The 16,743-nt window shown below is 33.6% G+C and carries 17 protein-coding genes and 1 riboswitch; of the genes, 2 read left to right on the top strand and 15 right to left on the bottom strand.

Annotation, left to right across the window (positions count from 1 at the left end):
- Positions 1–4 precede the first annotated feature (4 nt).
- From DW1_RS07080 to DW1_RS07020, 11 genes are all read right to left on the bottom strand, one after another.
- Positions 5–1,525 (bottom strand): ABC transporter ATP-binding protein, encoded by a 1,521-nt coding sequence (locus DW1_RS07080; protein ID WP_143474376.1) that lies wholly within the window; start codon positions 1,523–1,525, stop codon positions 5–7.
- Between the two features lie 115 nt (positions 1,526–1,640).
- A complete protein-coding gene (locus DW1_RS07075) occupies positions 1,641–2,645 on the bottom strand; it encodes a BMP family lipoprotein (protein ID WP_074349916.1) in 1,005 nt (334 codons plus the stop codon).
- Positions 2,646–2,959: 314 nt separating this feature from the next.
- Positions 2,960–4,144: a glycine/sarcosine/betaine reductase complex component C subunit alpha gene (gene grdD, locus DW1_RS07070; RefSeq protein WP_074349915.1), complete on the bottom strand. Its 1,185-nt coding sequence runs from the start codon at positions 4,142–4,144 to the stop codon at positions 2,960–2,962.
- A gap of 12 nt (positions 4,145–4,156) precedes the next feature.
- Positions 4,157–5,695, bottom strand: coding sequence for a glycine/sarcosine/betaine reductase complex component C subunit beta (gene grdC, locus DW1_RS07065; RefSeq protein ID WP_074349914.1), 1,539 nt, complete (start codon positions 5,693–5,695; stop codon positions 4,157–4,159).
- A gap of 167 nt (positions 5,696–5,862) precedes the next feature.
- Positions 5,863–7,173, bottom strand: a complete 1,311-nt coding sequence (gene grdB / locus DW1_RS07055) for a glycine reductase complex selenoprotein B (RefSeq protein WP_083605576.1) — start codon at positions 7,171–7,173, stop codon at positions 5,863–5,865.
- A 43-nt stretch (positions 7,174–7,216) separates the two neighbouring features.
- Complete coding sequence (gene grdA, locus DW1_RS07050) at positions 7,217–7,693, bottom strand: glycine/sarcosine/betaine reductase complex selenoprotein A (protein ID WP_083605575.1); 477 nt, start codon at positions 7,691–7,693, stop codon at positions 7,217–7,219.
- A 50-nt stretch (positions 7,694–7,743) separates the two neighbouring features.
- The gene (locus tag DW1_RS07040) at positions 7,744–9,030 is read right to left on the bottom strand and encodes a glycine/sarcosine/betaine reductase component B subunit (protein WP_074349909.1); all 1,287 of its coding nucleotides are present in this window, start codon (positions 9,028–9,030) and stop codon (positions 7,744–7,746) included.
- 119 nt (positions 9,031–9,149) lie between these two features.
- Entirely contained in the window at positions 9,150–9,467 is a 318-nt protein-coding gene (locus tag DW1_RS07035; RefSeq protein WP_074349908.1) for a thioredoxin TrxA, read from the bottom strand.
- A gap of 39 nt (positions 9,468–9,506) precedes the next feature.
- Positions 9,507–10,454 carry a thioredoxin-disulfide reductase gene (gene trxB, locus DW1_RS07030; RefSeq protein ID WP_074349907.1) on the bottom strand — a complete coding sequence of 316 codons (948 nt, stop codon included), beginning with the start codon at positions 10,452–10,454 and terminating at the stop codon, positions 9,507–9,509.
- A gap of 152 nt (positions 10,455–10,606) precedes the next feature.
- Entirely contained in the window at positions 10,607–11,170 is a 564-nt protein-coding gene (locus tag DW1_RS07025; protein ID WP_242942449.1) for a GrdX family protein, read from the bottom strand.
- A riboswitch (glycine riboswitch) is annotated at positions 11,133–11,235 on the bottom strand. Its footprint overlaps the gene before it by 38 nt.
- A gap of 453 nt (positions 11,236–11,688) precedes the next feature.
- The gene (locus tag DW1_RS07020) at positions 11,689–13,332 is read right to left on the bottom strand and encodes an ATP-binding cassette domain-containing protein (RefSeq protein ID WP_074349906.1); all 1,644 of its coding nucleotides are present in this window, start codon (positions 13,330–13,332) and stop codon (positions 11,689–11,691) included.
- Positions 13,333–13,505: 173 nt separating this feature from the next.
- On the opposite strand from DW1_RS07020, the gene DW1_RS07015 reads away from it, so the two are divergent.
- Together DW1_RS07015 and DW1_RS15280 are read left to right on the top strand one after the other, a co-directional pair.
- Positions 13,506–14,165: a transposase gene (locus tag DW1_RS07015; RefSeq protein ID WP_074349905.1), complete on the top strand. Its 660-nt coding sequence runs from the start codon at positions 13,506–13,508 to the stop codon at positions 14,163–14,165.
- Between the two features lie 243 nt (positions 14,166–14,408).
- Positions 14,409–14,636, top strand: coding sequence for a hypothetical protein (locus tag DW1_RS15280; RefSeq protein WP_143474375.1), 228 nt, complete (start codon positions 14,409–14,411; stop codon positions 14,634–14,636).
- A 353-nt stretch (positions 14,637–14,989) separates the two neighbouring features.
- Here DW1_RS15280 and DW1_RS07010 read toward each other — a convergent pair whose 3' ends face one another.
- The 4 genes from DW1_RS07010 to DW1_RS07005 form a co-directional block, all read right to left on the bottom strand.
- The gene (locus DW1_RS07010) at positions 14,990–15,340 is read right to left on the bottom strand and encodes an ATP-binding protein (RefSeq protein WP_278335731.1); all 351 of its coding nucleotides are present in this window, start codon (positions 15,338–15,340) and stop codon (positions 14,990–14,992) included.
- Positions 15,341–15,353: 13 nt separating this feature from the next.
- A complete protein-coding gene (locus tag DW1_RS15525) occupies positions 15,354–15,497 on the bottom strand; it encodes a hypothetical protein (protein ID WP_159433567.1) in 144 nt (47 codons plus the stop codon).
- A gap of 195 nt (positions 15,498–15,692) precedes the next feature.
- On the bottom strand, positions 15,693–15,830 hold the full coding sequence (locus tag DW1_RS15520) for a hypothetical protein (protein ID WP_159433566.1): 138 nt from the start codon (positions 15,828–15,830) through the stop codon (positions 15,693–15,695).
- 72 nt (positions 15,831–15,902) lie between these two features.
- Positions 15,903–16,190 (bottom strand): hypothetical protein, encoded by a 288-nt coding sequence (locus DW1_RS07005; protein ID WP_074349904.1) that lies wholly within the window; start codon positions 16,188–16,190, stop codon positions 15,903–15,905.
- Between the last annotated feature and the right edge of the window lie 553 nt (positions 16,191–16,743).

Here is a 16,743-nt window from a genome sequence, read left to right as displayed (position 1 = left end):
CTCCTTAGTCATCTATCTTACCTCCAGCCATCATTATTCCTAGTTTTCTTTCAGTAGCATCCTTTGAATCCAATATTCCTACTATTTTTCCATCATAAATAACAGCTATTCTATCTGCTAATGCCATAACTTCATCTAACTCTAATGAGACAAGTAAAACCGCTTTCCCGCTATTTCTTTGTTCTACAATTCTTCTGTGGACAAATTCTATAGCTCCAACATCAAGTCCTCTTGTAGGCTGTGAAGCAATTAGCAAAACAGGATCTCTATAAATCTCCCTTGCAATAATAACTTTTTGTTGGTTTCCACCTGATAGCGATTTTGCTGCTACTAACTCATTTGGAGTCCTAACATCAAATTCTTCTATTAGTTCTAAAGCATGTTCGTGAATTTTCTTATAGTCCATAATTCCATTTATGCTGAAAGGTTTTTCTCTGTGGTTTCCTAGAATGAAGTTTTCTGCTAGAGAATGATTTAACACTAAACCTCTTTTATGTCTATCCTCGGGAATATGACCTACACCATTTTCTATAATTTCTTTTGTACTAGCTTTTGTAATATCTTTACCATTTAACCTTATAGTTCCTGATTTCACTTTTCTAAGACTAGTTAAAACTTCTACTAGTTCAGTTTGTCCATTACCATCTACACCAGCTATGGCAAGTATTTCTCCTGCATGTACTTCGAAACTAACTTTTTTTAGGGCAGGTAGTTCTCTATTGTCCAATGCCTCTAGGTCCTTAACCTCTAATATCACACTACCCTTTTTTTGCTCTTCTTTCTCTACCACAAGGTTTACTTTTCTCCCAACCATTAGTTCAGCTAATTCATCAGTGTTAGTATCTGCAGTGTTAAGTGTATTAGTTACTTTGCCTCTTCTAATAACAGTCACCCTGTCACTCATAGACATAACTTCTTTGAGTTTATGAGTAATCAATATAATAGACTTTCCTTGCTTCTTAAGATTATCTAATATTACCCCCAACTCATCTATTTCTTGAGGAGTAAGAACAGCTGTTGGCTCGTCTAATATTAGAATGTCGGCTCCCCTGTAAAGGGCTTTTAATATTTCAACTCTTTGTTGCATACCTACACTTATATCCTGAATTTTTGCATTAGGATCTACTGCTAGTCCGTATTTATCTGATATCTCTATAACGTCGTTGATGGCTTTTTTCATGTCTAAATTTAAACCATTAATTTTTGAAGGTTCTCTTCCAAGAACTATATTTTCAGCAATAGTAAAAGGTGGTACAAGCATAAAATGTTGATGAACCATACCAATTCCCTTTTCAATAGCTATATTAGGATTACTTATAACTGTTTTTTCTCCATGAATATATATTTCTCCTGATGTAGGCATGTACAAGCCATATAAAATATTCATAAGTGTAGTCTTTCCCGCACCATTTTCACCTAATAGAACATGAGTTTCACCTTTTTTTAAAGTAAAGTTAACATTATCATTGGCTACTACACCGGGAAATATTTTAGTTATATTTTTCATTTCCACTACACATGCCAAACTTAATCCCTCCTTAAATAGAAAATAAAGGTCAGATGGTTTAACACCTGACCCAGTATAATTATACTCTTTTATTTAGGATATTTCAATATCTGTTATAATTTAGATATTGAAATTATAGTTGTGGAATTTGGAAAGCATTAAACTCTTCTTCAGTGTTAGGTACAACTATTTTACCATCAATTATAGCTTGCTTATGTTCTTCCATTACAGCTTTAATATCCTCAGGTAGGTTGCCAGCATTGTCACTGTAGCCTATAGCTCCATCAGTTACATCATATTTCTTCAATCCACCTTCAAATTTACCATCTACTATATCTTTAGAAATTGAATAAGTTGCTGCATCTACTCTTTTTATCATTGAGCAAAGTACATTCTTTGGAGCAAGTTCAGATTGGTCTCGGTCAACTCCGATTGCCCAGAACCCTTTCTCTTCAGCTGCTTGCATTAAACCAACTCCAACTCCACCAGCAGCATGGTATATAACATCTGCACCCTTGTTATGTTGAGCAAGTGCAATTTCTTTTCCTTTACCTGCGTCTTCAAAAGAATCTGCATATTGAACAAATACTTCTGCATCTGGATTAACTGCTTTAACTCCTGCTCTAAATCCAAACTCAAATTCTTGAATTGTAGGGTACTGCATTCCACCGATAAATCCAATTTTGTTTGTTTCTGTAGCTAATCCAGCTGCTACTCCTACTAGATAAGACCCTTGATTTGCTGCAAATGTAAGAGAAGCTACGTTTGGAGCATCAATAACTGTATCAACTACTGCAAATTTTTGTTCTGGAAACTGTTCTGCAGCCGCTTTCATACTTTCTTCAAAAAGGAATCCAACACCAATTATTAAATCCGCTTTTTCTTCTGCAAAGCTAGTTAGGTTTGGACCATAGTCGTCAGCTGATTGTGACTCTAAAACTTTAGGAGCAATTTTTAACTCTTTTTTAGCTTTCTCAAGTCCAGCCCATGCTGAATCGTTAAATGATTGATCTCCTAATCCACCTGTATCTGTTATCATACCAACTACAATTTCACTATCCCCACCTGTAGTACATCCTACTGCTAAGGATAACACTAAAATAGCCACAAAAGTTAACGATAAAACTTTTTTTCTCATTTTAAATCCTCCTTGTAATGTGTTATGAATTGTGTTTTACCTACCACTCATATTATATTCTACAAACTTATTAATAATCCTTCTTTTAAAATATGAAAAGTATAAAATCATAGAAAATTTGTCCAATATATTCTTCTAATATATATTCAGCCAGAATCAATATAGAAGTAAAAAATTAATCTTGAAGCATTATTAAAGTGCATTTCTTAAATACATCTGTGCCATAAAAAATCCGGACTAAGTCCGGATTTTTTATGGATTTATCTTAAACTACTATATGTGATCTGTATAAAATAAGAGAGTTCTGCAATCTGTTAACAAGGAGTAGATTCTCCAGCAATATATCCTGCTTTTGCTAAAACTTCAACTGCCTGATCTACTTTTGCTTCATTAACCATTACTATAGGTCCTGTACAGCCCATTCCACTTTCTGCATAAATACCATTTTTCCAAAGTGTTACGACTGCATCTTCTAGTTCCATAATATCAACACCAGAAATTGAACCAGTAACTACCTCTTTAGCAGGCGCCACTACTTCACCTGAATCTTCTGTACTTTCTTTCTTTGTATCTTTCTTTAAGCCCTTCAATATATCGTCAAACTTTGCTTTCTTAGCCTTAGCAAATTCTTCTTTTGAAATATCTATAACTTTACCTTGAGCAAGGCCAGCAGCGAATTCGATTGCATTAGCAACAACAGGAACTCCTGAAGCTCTAGATAGGATAAGGATAGTTCTTTCATAGTCTTCTCCTATTCCAGGTCCATATCCAAAGCCCATAGCTTCATAGTCTCCACCTGTAGTGTATGATGAGAATATTTTCATTAAAAGGTTTCCAGTTAATGAGTCCGTTACCATTACATCTGGTGTTCCAGTTAACAAGTCATTTCCCCTCATCACTGAGCCACCATCTGACCTCATAGACTCAGCAAAATCAAAGTCATAGCCATTGGATTTTAATTCATTTAATGCTCTTTCAACTTGTCTTACACCATCTACATTTAGAAGCCCAACTGTTGGTTTTTTAATTCCCATTGCTTTAGCTGTGATTATTCCGTATAGTGCATTTTTTACCATACCTTCAACTCTATGTGCAGATGATGTTCCTGTTGTTGTTGCTATAAACATTTCTTTACCTTTTCCAGGGGTTACCACCCTACCTACAGTAGATACTCCTAGTGGGAAAGTATAATGCATTGTTACAGCACTATTTATTTCGCCACTATCTAAAAGTTCTTCCATTCTTTTATGTTGCTCATCTTCTGTGTTAGCTTCATATATTTTAAGCTCAGTATCTACTTTTGGCCCAATTAGGACAACTTCTACAGAAGAGTTTCTCTTTTGAGCTAATTCAGCTCCTCTGACAATGTTTTCCACTCCATGCTCGCTTCCTAATACTGTGATACCAACTCTTACTTTTTGTCCAAATTGCCCAGTTTCCATAGCGTCTGCTATGTCATTAAATACCTTGCCTATCATGTTTTTTATATTATCTGACATTTTATATCACCTCTAATTTCCTAATAGATGTGACGCGAATTCTCTCATAGCCTCTGCTACTAATTTCTTAACTTCTTCTTCTGATACGCCTTTACCGTCGTCAACTTTTCCACTGTTTCTCTCTAAAACTATAGAAACACCATCAAATAGGTTTGTCATACGTCCTAAGAACAAGCTTCCTTTACCTACTATCATAGCTCTGTTTACGTCGCCTTTAGTTAAATCATCAATAGCAAATCCTACATATGGAACTCCTGAAGGAATATGTCCTTGAGTTGGAGCCCATCCTGGTAAACCGTATTTATCTCCAAATGTAGCCACATCTGCTCTTTCAAGCTCTCCTCTCTTAACTCCAAGGGCAGCTATCATCTTATAGTTTGCTGCTGGAACATCTCCTGCTCCTGCTGGTTTAGTTATGTCTGGATTTTGCATTTCAACAGAGTATTTGTCTATGTCAGTAATCTTTAAGTTTCCTTTATCTAATGGAGTAGTAATAAGTGATGTTATAACTGCTTGTGGTGATGAACCAGTTCCTACTGTGTGACGACCTACTAGGTCAGTTCTTAAAATAGGATTAACTCCATCATTTTCACTTACTAATACAGCAAATCCTGCTACAGCATCTTCTAGTATAGGTAAGCCTTTTTTAACATGGTCCTTACCGTTCATACCTAATTTCGCTGAAGCTCCACCTGCTACTAAAACAACATTTTTATATACTCCCGCTTGTACTAATGCAGCTGCTTCTATTAATGCATGAGTAGGGGCAGCACAGAATCCTCTTGTATCTGAACCTGTAGCATTGTTACAGCCCGCCATTTCAGCTATTGCCTTAGCAAAGTTTCCTCCACCTCTTTGGTTCATATCTCCACAAGCTTCTTCTGAACATTCAACTACATATTCTATACTATTTGGATCAATTCCATTTTTATCTAATAAGTTTAACATCGCTAGAACACCTGATGCTTTAACAACTAAATTTTCAAATAAAACATGTGCATTTAAGTTCACATCTATTTCATGTGCTCTTTTTACACAGCCTACAAGCTCGTTGTTGTTGTAGATTGCTTCAGCATGATGCTCATCAATTAATTTCTTAATATCTTCTATTGTTTCGCCTTCTTTTATCTTAGCAACTAGCTCTTCTTTCATTAAAGGATGCTTAGTTAATTTTTCTTTTACATCAGCTGCAAAGCTTTTTTCTAATTTAACAAGATCAAAAGCATCACATATTTGCATTAAGCCTATAAATTCATCTTGTGGCATGATTTCGCCTAGTTTACCAAATCTATTAGCACCTTCTACTTTTTTGTCGTACCATGGCTGTTCAAATTGTCCTAACTCTTGTGGAGTAATGGATCCTATATATGTTTGATTTGGTGGATAGCTTACTACTTCTTCAAAGCTACGTAAATGCTTTGGAAGCTCTTTTAAGTACTCTGAGTTAGGGTTAATAACTCTTTCTGAAGTTTGTGTTGTACCATTGTGTATCACCATGTCTGGTGTATGGGCTAGAATATATCCAGCACCTTTTATTACTGGGAATGACATATACTTCACCTCCAAAATAATTAAAAAACATATATTGTTAAACTCGCAGCTGGCAGCTACAGACTATTTACTAGTCATAGCCGCTTTTGCTTTTTATAAAAGGGTGATAAATTTATCACCCTTCTATGCTATTTGCAGCTGCTAGCTGCGAATGCAGCCAGCAAATATTATTTGTCAAATACTGTTTGACCTTCAACTTCAGTAGTTAAAGCCACTAATGCTTTTTCAACTAAGCCTCTTCTTAGTGCTTTCTCTTGCTCTTTGTCTAGAGCTGGATTTCCAAGTGGGTGAGGAATAGCAATTGTTGGAACTATTCTGTTAGCACCTACTGTTAATGAAATAGGAACTACTGTACACATATGAACAACAGGAATACCTGCTCTCTCAACTTCTTTAACCATCGTTGCACCGCAACGTGTACAAGTACCTCAGGTAGATGTTAGTATAACTGCATCTACTCCATCAGCTTTAAGTTCTTTAGCAAACTCTGCAGCAAATGCTTTAGAACTTGCAACTGCTGTACCATTACCAACTGTAGTATAGAAGTATCTGTGTAGTTCTCCAATTTTACCCTCTTTTTCCATCTCTCTTAAAACATCTACAGGAAGAACTCTATCAGCATCAGTGTTTGCATATACTGGGTCATATCCTCCGTGAGCTGTTTCATAAGTTGCTTCTGTTAAATCTTGTACTCCATCAATATCATACTTACCATATTTAGAAGCACTTGAAGACTCAATGTGGTCTGGATTTCCTTTTGGAACTATACCACCAGAAGTAACTAATGCAATCTTAGCTTTAGTAATATCCTTAACTGCTGGGTTAGGATCCACTCTATCAAAGTCAGGCATTGGGAATTCAGTAACGAATTCTTCTCCCTTAAGTTTCTTAATGAGCATTTCAACAGCTCTTTCAGAGCCTCTTTTATCAACAAATAGGTTCTTTCTTATTCCTCTTGGAATATATCCTTCTTCAGCTGGTGTACCTATTTCTTCACCTTTAGCTAATTTAAGAGCTAATTTACCCATAGTTTTCACTGCATCTCTCATTCCTGCAGCACTATTCTTTGTTGAAACTATATATACACTTTTCTTGAACATGTCTGCTCCAGGGTTTTCAATGTACATACCAGTTAAAACAGGGATTCCTAGCTCGTTTTTAACAGCATCAGTAATTGTACCACATGCAACACCATATCTACCTGCGTTAAATGCTGGTCCAGCAATGAATAAATCTGGGTTGTATTTTTTGATCATTTCAATTACTTCTGCTTTTGCTTCTTCTAAATTTTCGTTAAAGTAAGAGTCTCCACAGATAATTGTAGCAACTATTTCTGCTTCACCACCAAAGCTTTGGGACAAAGCCATACCTGGTCCTACAACTCCTTCTCTTACTTCTGGTTTATGGTCAGCTTTTTCTTCTCCACCGATTCCACCGTAGAATTGATTTATATAATGAACAACTTTAATTTTACTCATTAGTTTCCCCCCTCTCGTATTTTTGGGTAATTAAATTTATTAATTAATCATTAAATTTGCAATATTCTTTTCTTATTGAGCTTACTTCATTGATTATATCATCAACATCAAGAACCATTTCCATCATACCAATTTGCTCGTCATATACATCTGCATCAAATTCTTCTTTGATTTCTGGCTCTACAACGTGATATACTCTAAGTCCTAACTGGACTCCTGCTAATGGACCTGCAAAAGTTGGATCTCCTGCTGTAACTGTTTCAGCTGCTAAACCTGCAGCCTCTCCTTCAGCAGCACCTAAAAGAACAAGTATGTTCTCTGCTCCGTGCTTTTCAGTTAAATCCTTAACTCTTTGTTGATTTTCTAGGTCCATAGCGCCTGCAGCCGTTCAGACAAAACACTCTGTAGATGCGAAAACTACTTCTGCACTAGTGCCTTTTAGACATTCTTCTACTGCTGGAGCTGGTATACCGTCTCTATCGCCTATTACGATAACTTTTTTACCGTCTAATAGTCCCATCATCACACTTCCTTTCATTTTTTATTCATATCATCTTAATTTATATTATCTTAGAATCCTCTTGCTGTTAGCTTATTGAAACCTAGTTCATTTGTAGCTCCTGTTATAGCTTGAAGCTCTACTACTATAGAACCATCTTCCTTTAAGCTTCCATCGAATCCACCTGCAATAGTGTTAACTGGATCAAGATATCCAATAACCTTATCAAGTGCTGGTAATTCGATTACTTCATTGGCATTTCCACCTGTTACAACTGCATCTGCTAGTGGGTCAGCATCTGCTAATGATTGAGATGCACCATCTCTACCAGCATATTCATCAGTAACAATTACAGTCTTAACGCCTTTTCTTTCAATCTTCTTACAGTTCATAATTAGGTCAGTATCTGGATTACCAAAACCTTCTTGTGATATGACAACACCATCAACACCTAAATATTCTGCTAATTTAGCAGCCCAGTTTGATGATCTTTCTTTGTCTGCTAGATAAACATTCTCGTTTGTAATGATTACGCCAACAAAGTTTAACTCTTTTCCATGTTTCTCGAATAAATCGTGTACTACTGGATTGTTTTGGTGATGATAAGTTGTGTTTTTGTCACAAGCAGAAACACAGTTACCACTTATAATAGCACCATCCATTATCTCTGTTGGGTATATTAGTGTTGGTAATGTTTGTTTAGCGTCAACACCATAAACATAAGTGTCATGCATTAAACCTTGGCTTTGAAGCATTTGAACATATGCTACCTTTGGAAGTTCTGGATATTTTTGAATACCTTGTAGTAAAGGTAGTGTTTCATAAACCTTCACTTCATCAGCTTCAACATTTCTTCCAGCTTCTCCTAGATAAGCAGCTGCTTTTAAGCCTGCAAATCTAACAGTTCTTTCATGGTCATGTTGTTTTAGACCATCTTTAGGTTGAATAACTAAAACAATATTATTTGTTTTTGAAAATGGAGTATAGTCTGCACCTGGTCCAGTCATGTCAATGATACCTTCTTGGAATGCAACCACCTTACCTGTTGTAACAACTGCTGCACCCTTTAGAACATGTGTTCTTCCTGAACCAACTTCATCAACTTTTGATAGTACTCCAGGGAACAATCCGCCAGATCCTTCAACCTTAACTCTTGGCTCTATTACGTCCTTAACTGGCGTAATTCTAACACTTTCACCTGGTCTTGCTAACTCTACATCTACACTTTTTATGTTTTCGTCATCGCTTATTGCTGCGATTAGTTCTTCCTTGTTGACAAAAAGTATTCCATTATCTACTTTTGTTTTGTCTCCAAACTGTACATCTTTAATGATAATATTACCTATTTCTAGGCGCATAGAGTTCACCTCCTCTTAATATTTCACTTGTGACATATATATTGTAACCCTACAGAATAGGTTTTATAACCCATTCTATAGGTTGGTTACCTAAATCAAACTAAAGTAAATTTATATAGTTATATATATTTTTGAATCATTGCTTCAACATTTGCTGGTGTAGCATCATCTTTAACTAATTCATCAATTTTTTGTCCATCTTTGTAAATTGCTATAACTGGCAAGCCTAATATTTTTTGTGAAATTGCAAGTCTTCTAGCTTTACCAGTATCTAAGCTAGTAAATTTCATTTTTCCTGCATACTTTTCTGCAAGTTCATGAACATGTGGCATTAATGCTTTACATGGTTCACAACCTTCACTCCAAAAATCAACTAAAACATAACCTTCTGCCTTGAGCACTTCCACTTCAAAAGTATCCTTATCAACTGCTAACATAGATATCCCTCCTATAATTTTTGTTTTATATTTAAAATTTTACTCTTCAAAAGCATTCTCAATATATTTTTCAGCTTGAGTAGCGGCTATAGCGCCATCTGCAGTTGCAGTAACTACTTGTCTTAATGATTTTACCCTACAATCACCTGCTGCAAACACCCCAGGTATATTTGTTTTCATGTTGTCATCTGTTATTATGTATCCATTTTCCATTTCTACCATGCCTTCAAACAATGAAGTCACTGGGTCATATCCTACGAAAACAAATACTCCGAATGTACCGTCATCTTCATCTGCAACTATTTCTGTAATTTCTCCTGTTACTCTGTTTTCAAGCACCATGGATTCCAGTATTCCTTCACCTTTTACTTCTTTAACTACTGAGTTCCATATAAAATGTAACTTTTCATTTTTAAATGCTTTTTCTTGAATTGATTTAGCTGCTCTTAACTCATCTCTTCTATGAACTATAGTAACTTTTCTAGCAAACTTAGTTAAGTACATTGCTTCTTCAACAGCTGAATCTCCACCACCTATAACATAAACTTCTAAGTCAGTAAAGAAATCAGCATCACATGTTGCACAGTATGAAACACCTTTACCAGTAAGTTCTTTTTCACCTGGACATCCCATTAATCTTGGCTTAGCTCCAGTTGCAATTATTACTGATTTTGCATGGTATTCCCCTTTTGCTCCTTTAATAACTTTAATCTTGTCTTGTAATTGTACTTCTTTTACTTCGTCTAGTACTCTTTCTGCACCAAACTCATCACATTGCTCTACCATTCTTGCAATTAGAGATGGTCCTGAAGCATTTTCAACTGAACCTGGATAGTTAGCCACTTCTTCAGTAGTAACTATTTGTCCACCAGCTTTTTCTTTTTCTAATATAAGTGTTTTCATTTTAGCTCTTGCTGCGTATAAACCTGCTGCTAAACCTGCAGGGCCTGAACCGATAATTATTGTATCGTATAAATTATTTGTCATGTGCTTCACTCCTTTATTTTATAATAAATTATATCCACTAAGGTTTAATGGCTAACATTTGTAAAGTGTAATACATGAATCTATAATAAGTATAAAAATACATATTGTCATTGTCAAATAAATTTACCCAAACCTTTATATTTTATGCAAGTCTAAATCAAGTTGCTTAGTACATTTTCAATTAAAGATAAATCTACTGTTTGAAAATCAAAAAGTGCAATATCTTTCCAATCTGGTGTTGGTCTATTAGCTATAAACTTTTTAGTAGTCTCTATGGCACTTTCAATAATAGTCAGAGACTTCATATCTAATTGCTTTTTATTTTTCGAAATTAATATAGTTCTGTACGGAGTTTCATTAGGTTTTATGCTACCTGCTAAAGGATGGGACAAAAGCTCATGCCCTAAATGAATTTTATCTCTAACGGTTTCTAAAACTCCGAGGTAATCCTTATGATACAACTCTACTTCATAGGTAGATGCAAACTTTTCTTTTATCAAGGGATTGTTTGTAATAATTACTTTCTCCATTATCTCACTCCCTACAATCCTGAAAATTTTAGCACAAAAAAACAGAATAGAAGTAACATTATTATGTGCCCCTCTACTCTGTTCTAAACCTGAGAGATTCTTCTTTTTCAAGAATTGCTCCTTCGGTGCCATAGGCTTTCCAGAGAACTGTCCAAATACGGTCCTTTTGCCTGAGAGATTCTCCATAAATGGCAAACTTATGACTTACTCCTTCGGCGCCAATTGATATTGGTCTCTTCCGCATTTCTCATCCAGCTTTATTTTTTTAATTATAGAATTGTTAAATACAAATCAGTTTTCCTATTCAAGAACATTATAATACATAAAAATTTTGTATACAATACTTTTTTAAATAATTTTATAATAAAATTTCTTAAATAACCTTAACAATTGTTATTAATTAATGAACAGAGCATACAAATATAGATTGGAAAATTTCATATTTCTTAACCATTGATTTGTCTAAATTTAAATAGAAAAAACTGTCTACGCTTAACAGCATGGGTTGTCCAAAACTTGCTATGAATGGTTTTTTAGACCTTGCTCAGTGAAATTCCCACTCACTATATGATATGCCCTTATCTTGACCCACAGCCTGACTCCCCATGTTTGCTACATCTCTGAATTTAACCGAAAAGAAATACTATTTGATAAAGCTTTTCTCCCATCAAAACTATGTGTAGGTGTCTAATGGTATACATATTTTAAAGTCCGGGTATAGTCCCCAATCCATTATGTACATGCTGAAGCTGGATTACTTTTGTACATTTTTTCAAAAAGTCATCACTAAATTTATGTGAAACTATTATAGTACATGTGTCTTCTAATTCAAGTAATGTCTCTTCAATAATCTGCTGATTATAATCATCTAATGAAGCAAAGGGCTCATCTAACAATATATATTTACATCCGCTGTACAGTAATCTGGCAAGGGCGATTCTTTGTAGTTCACCTAAACTGACGTTAGTCTGTTCCGAATCCAAAATTGTATCTTTTCCGTGCAGCGACCTGGATAACATAGTGTCAAGCCTGAGTAATTTTATATATTTATTGAATTTTTCCTCATCATATTCATGATTCATGATGATATTATTTTTTATGGTATCCTCGAAATAAGTAGGAGTCTGAGTCAATAATTTCAACTTTGAAAAATATGATTCATCTGAAATACTATTCAGCTCCAAATTGTCAATTAAAACTCGCCCCGTATATTTATCCAATTGCTTATTAAGTATTTTTAATAGGGTTGATTTTCCTGTGCCCGATTCACCAATAACTGCTATAATATCACCTCTTCGGGCCGTAAAACTTATATTGTCTAAAATCTTTTTGCTTTCCTTGTATTCATATGATAAATTTTCTACCCTGATTTCACTTAATTTAACATCTAGTCCCTTAGGTGTACTATAGTCCAGAATTTTTTTTACTTTATCTCTTATTCCCTTAGTTGAATTTATAGAATTAGTAAACCATCCTAGCATGAATATTGGAGCCATAATTGAATTAGAAATTTGAATTATAAAGACGATATCACCTGCAGTCATATGACCATGAATACTCAAATAGATTGACACTAGATATATTAAAATAAAAAGCGTAGTGCCTAAAAGATTATTGATTTTTTCAATTATGCCATTAGTGTTGGAGTAAGAAGTTAAGCTATTATTATAATCAGAGTAATATCTTTTAAAGTCGTTGCGTATTACATCGTTGTATGCAAATGACTTGATAATGACTATGTTTTTACTGTAATTTTTAATCTTTCTGATTAAAATATTCAGTTTTTCCATTGTTTTCATCCACTCATTATTTACTCTGTTTTTTGTAGCCACAATCATAATTATCATTGTTATCACTGTAAATAAAAGTGGTATGATATAAATAACATTTAACATTGTTATATAATATAGGGCAAGTAAAAAGGAAACACCAACAGTCACAATCTTCATTATTATAAAATAATAGTTGTTGAATAGGCTCGACAATTCATTTGTTATGAGATTTATATCTGAGGATTCGTTATTTTCCTCTGTCAGATATTTTAAGTCTCTGCTGTAAAGACTGGATAATACATCTGAAGTCAGTTCATTACTAATCTTCTTCTTTAGAGAATTGGTTGAAAGAACATACAGAAAGCTTACTATAAACTGTAATATTACAAACCCCACTCCTATATACGCTAAAGTGTATAAAGAATAGTCATTTTCCCCTGTTACACGATTTAAAAAAATCTTAAAAAGAAAGCCCAATGCGATTTCCAAAAACGAAAATAAAATTATGATTACAGCAACCAATACTGTCTTTAAAGCGTATGTATTATTTTTGCTCTTAAAAAAATAGATTAGCATAAATATATTCCCCCTTCTTCACATAGTACATAGCTCGTTGAGAACTCTACAACTCGCACAAATACTGCATTTAAATATATTGAAATGGCTAAGTTCCCCCCGTTTTGGGTATATATACAATGACCAAATTGTGTATAACTCAAAACTTATAAAAATAAAGAAAGGAGAAACTTATGCCAATTTCAGCTAAACAATTAAACTTTTGTGATATTTCTACTGACTTCGATAAGTTTTATCATAAAAATCAAAATAATTTACTTTCTTTACTTGAACAGTTCGTTGATATTAGTACCTTTATCCCTTTTTCTTTTTATCAAAGGTATTATGCTCATTTTGGTAAAAAGAGAGATTTCTCTTTAGAATCTATGTTAAGATTTTTTATCTTAAAAAACATTTTATCCATTCCTACTGTTGACCTTCTAATTACTTTACTTAATATTTCTCCTGATTTACGTAAGTTTTGTGGCTTTTTAACTGTGCCTGATAAATCTCAATTTTCTAGGTTTAAATCTAATTTTCAAGAAGATTTAAATCTTCTATTTCACGGCTTGGTTGATGTAACTGAGGAGCTTTGCCAAAAAGCTAACCCTTTTTTAGCTTCTATCTTAATCTCGGATACTACTGGCTTTGAAGCCTATGTTTCTGAGAATAATCCTAAGTTTTATCAATCTCAACTTCGTAAGGCTAAGGCTTTTGCTAAAAAGATTGCTAAAGATGACCCTAACTCTACTCTTGATGTTGAAAAATATGCTCAAAGCCAAATGCCTAAGTTTGCTGCTTCTAATCCAGATGCTAAACTTACTTATCTTAATGGTCATTTCGGGTATTTCTAAAAATGTATCATTTCTACTAACGCCCTTGGTGTTGTTAGAGACGTTAATTTTTATGATACTGATAACAATATTGACCTTGATTTAAGACCTCAAGATATTAAAGATCTATATGACTCTAAATCTTTAATTCCTTCTCTTGAAACATTTTTTCAGTTACATCCTGATCTTACTTTTAAATATTTTTTAGGTGATTCTGGTTTTGATGCTGATGATAATTACGCTTATCTGCATAAAAGAAACATTATGCCTATTATCAGCTTAAATCCTCGTAATTCTTCAGATTTACCACAGCCAGGCTTTAATGAAGTTGGTGTGCCTCTTTGTCCTAATGATCATTCTTTGCCAATGGTCTATGATGGTATCACTCGTGAAAAAGACCGTGCTGACAGGATAAAATATATCTGCCCTAAAGCTAAAAAAACTAATATTAATGGCAGAACCACTTACATTCTAAGTTGTGATAATCCTTGACTAGTTCAAAGTGTGGTCGAGTTAAGCAAGTTACTATTCACAACAACTATCGATTCAATACCTCAATGCCTCGTGATAGTTTAAAATGGCAAAAGCTTTATCGATTAAGGACTATTTGTGAGAGGTCTATTTCGCAAATTAAAAACTTTATTCAAATTAAATCTTCAAAAGTTAGAAAAGTCATTTATTTACCTGTTTTCTGTGGATAACTTTAAAATTACATTTTGCAACTACCTATGGTATTGTAATTAAATACATAAAGCGTTTATTCCGGAAGAGCATCTTTATATGATGACACTCTTGCAAGTTCCTTATGATCCGTAATAACTTTGATGCCTACTTTTATAATATTTTTAAATATTTGGTCCTGATAGAATGACTTCCTTAATCACTATTGGAGCACCTAGCAAGGTAAGATTATATATTCTATCTATCCACTCCATTTCTAATAGCCTGTTAACTTGCTTCTTTGGTATAGATTTTTGAAAATCTAAGTCAAAGTCTTCTATTTTCTTTATCACTGGAAATCCTGTGTTTTTTAGTCTTCTTTCCTGTGCTTTTTTATCTCTTAATTCTATTTCATTCTCAAGTATTATTATTAATATATCTTGATATGAATAGTCTTTTAAATCAGCTTCTTCAATAATTTTATCTGCATTAATTCTTAAGTAATTTAGATTAAGCTCTTTTGCATGATCTTTAATTTGTTCTAGTTTATCATGTCTTTTTATCTCCCTTCAAAGCATTTATATACTCATCAATGTTTCTAATCTCTGGTTTTACATCTTGGTACTTTGAAGAGATGGATAGATTTGCTTTATCATATTTCTTTTCTGAACCTGTTTCTTTTTTTATACTCAAATATTCTAGTGTATCTTTAAACATTCCTGCACTAAATAGCTTTCGTTTTACACAGTATTCTACTGCTTGTCTTACTAGCTTTTCGTCATAATCCTTTACTACCGATATTATTAATCCAAACTGTTCTCTACAATATCTCTCTTTTTCTTATGTTATCTAATAGCTCCTTTGCTTCATCTGTCATTCCAAGAGATTTTAGGGCTTTATTATACATTTCATCTTTGGTTTTCTTTTTTCTCTTTCTGGGTGATATATTTGAATTAACTTACCCTTTTGATTACTGATACTGTGAGTTGCTATAACTAATTCGGTATCTAAATCAACTATACTCATTTTATTATCTTTTATTATTAGCTTAACTTCTTTAACCGGTCTATATGCGCCTTTTGGAACCTGACATCTATTCTATTTGCATGATATGGTATTGTTTTTTCTGACAGAATAGGTTAAACTATCATTAGGTTGAATATTTTTAAATAGACTAGGTACTTTCTGTAAGTGTTCCTTTTCCAGAGTAAACACTTCTTTAGGTACCTTTCTTGTTATTTCATGTACTTTAGCATTACCTATTCCATCTAGCCATTTAAACGAGTCCTCATTTTGTATATCAATATCTACAAAGGTCCTATGTTTTGCAAAGTTATATTTTGCATATTTAACTACCACTTCTATTTTACCTTTTTTGCTTGCCAAAATTTTTCATTTTATTATACCAGTCACACATATTTATAATTATAAGTTTGCTATTAAAAAGAGCATATTTACGTGTATCAAGAACAACAGGAATTTCAAAAATATCGCACTTAACACATAGCATGAATACCGGTTAATTATCACGATGAAGTAAAGCCAATTTTTTATGGGTCTATGAGTATACTACCTGTACACCCTTTCCTTTTTATATCTCTATATTACTTTTCATTTACCTATTTCTTACTATAAAATTATGCTATTATACGCTTGTATGAAAATTTAGGTTAATCTACATATAAATGCCTATAATAGCCTAAATTCTCATATGATAGTCAAACGGTTTTTCAATTCTATATTAAAAGGATGTTGTTGATGTCAAGAATTTACTGTTACCCATTTCTACTGTGTTATCATATTGGGACATCTTCATTTGAAAGCTCAGTTAGGCTAAAGTTTTTTACCACGTAAAGTTTCTATAACTAATTTTTAAGTTTAGGATTGGAATTTTCTGTAGTCTAGCTCCTCTTATTAGGATATTTTAACATTGTTGTAA

Source organism: Proteiniborus sp. DW1, from assembly GCF_900095305.1.
Lineage (GTDB): Bacteria > Bacillota > Clostridia > Tissierellales > Proteiniboraceae > Proteiniborus.
This window is presented reverse-complemented; position numbering and strand designations above follow the sequence as displayed.